At 54.6% G+C, this 1,752-nt stretch carries 2 protein-coding genes; both read left to right on the plus strand.

All coding sequences use genetic code 11. The features are described from left to right. Positions 1-320 precede the first annotated feature (320 nt). The gene (locus CKO27_RS23715; protein ID WP_200377376.1) at positions 321-617 is read left to right on the plus strand and encodes a type II toxin-antitoxin system TacA family antitoxin; all 297 of its coding nucleotides are present in this window, start codon (positions 321-323) and stop codon (positions 615-617) included. Continuing rightward, positions 614-1,096 carry a GNAT family N-acetyltransferase gene (locus tag CKO27_RS23720; RefSeq protein WP_242471109.1) on the plus strand — a complete coding sequence of 161 codons (483 nt, stop codon included), beginning with the start codon at positions 614-616 and terminating at the stop codon, positions 1,094-1,096. Before CKO27_RS23715 ends, CKO27_RS23720 begins: the two co-directional genes overlap by 4 nt. Positions 1,097-1,752 lie beyond the last annotated feature (656 nt).

The raw sequence follows: 1,752 nt of genomic DNA on the forward strand, positions 1-1,752 counted from the left end.
CAGTCCAGGTGAGTGGCGAGCAGGGTTCGGAGCCGTTTGACGGTACGGATTTCAGACATCAGGACATTGGGGGCAGAATCTCATGGCGATGTCATTATAATCAATATCTTAATGTGAAATGCACTGTGATTTTAACGACAATCCATGTCTGAAGCACTACCCGTTTATCGTCATCCTATGAATCGAGGCACTACCAACGCGGGTTCTGACGAGCCGTGGTAAGCGCTGAACGGCGCCAACGGACCCGCTGTCTCGATCTTGGTCGCCGCAGCCGCCAGGATATACAATGTACATCTCTCAGATCGATCACGAGTGATCCGATGCCAACTTCGACTCCCCTCGCGCCCGCTCGCCAACCGCTCTCTCGCCCCGTCAATCTGCGCGTTCGCGAAGATATTCGCGACCTCATCGACCAGGCAGCCAAGAGCCAGGGCAAATCACGCTCGGAATTCATGATCGATGCCGCCCGGCGCGCCGCCGAGGAGGCCTTGCTCGATCAGACGCTGGTGCGCGTGGACCGTCAAACCTATGAGCACTTTCTGGCGGTACTGGACCAGCCGCCCTGTGGCGAGGGTTACGCGCGCTTGATGCAGGCCCCCAGCCCCTGGAAGACATGAGTCTGGAGGCGCCCGCTCCGCTGACCGCGGGACATATCGTGTCGGGGTTTTCTTGTGGCGTGGCCAGTCTGGACGACTGGCTGATGCGGCGCGCCTGGGCCAATCAGTCGAGCGGGGCCTCGCGGACCTATGTGGTGGCCGCCGCCGGTCAGGTGAAGGGCTATTACTGTCTCGCCTCGGGGGCGCTGGCGTTGAGCGAGGCCCCTGGCGGACTGCGGCGCAACATGCCGGATCCGATTCCCATGGCCGTCCTCGGGCGGCTAGCCGTCGCGCACGACTGGCAGGGTCGCGGCCTCGGTGTCGCCTTGCTGCGCGATGCCGTCGAGCGGACCCAAGCGGCCAGCGCCATCCTCGGGATTCGGGGTCTGCTGGTGCATGCCTTGTCGGAGCCCGTTGCGGCCTTCTATCGAAGCTATGGCTTCATCGCCTCGCCGACCCAACCGCTGACATTGGTGCTGTCCCTGAAGCGGTGGGTGTGACCTCCGCTAAGTAACTGTCCATCAATTATTTCCCGATCGTAGGATGGGCAGAGCACAGCGATGCCCATCTAACCGGAGCGCCAGCGGGAAATATAGTCATCTTATTAACTATGCGTACACAACTGATTATTAAAAAGTAAAAATCAAATTAAAAACAAAGATTTGCATATTCATCCATATTTTCAGTGTCTGCATATCATATTAGTTGGCTATAGTTACTGGACGCTTTCTTAAGAAGCTGTTTGGAAACCCTCAACCGCCCCTGTCACGGGGCCGTCTGCTTGGTCATCGTCAGATGAATCTGGTCATTTTCGGCCGTATCAGGCACTCGGAAACCCTGCCGAGATAACGTAACTCTTTGAAATAGGAGTTTCCAAACAGATTCTAAGAGACTGTCTAAAAACTAAACCGTTGATTTAAAATGGCCTGGTGCCATAAAGTCCGCTAAATCTATATGAAATGCGGATTCTAATTCGCGGATTATGATGACTTCAGACTTGGAAAAATGGCCTTTGAGATATCCGAGCGACCTTTCCGAAGAAGAATGGGAAGTCCTTCGACCAATCTTTGACGAACTTGAGAGGATGTCTAAAAACTAAACCCTTGATTTCAAAGAGCCTGGCACCATAAAATCCGCCAAATCTATACAAAATACG

The organism is Thiocystis violacea (genome assembly GCF_016583575.1).
GTDB lineage: Bacteria > Pseudomonadota > Gammaproteobacteria > Chromatiales > Chromatiaceae > Thiocystis > Thiocystis violacea.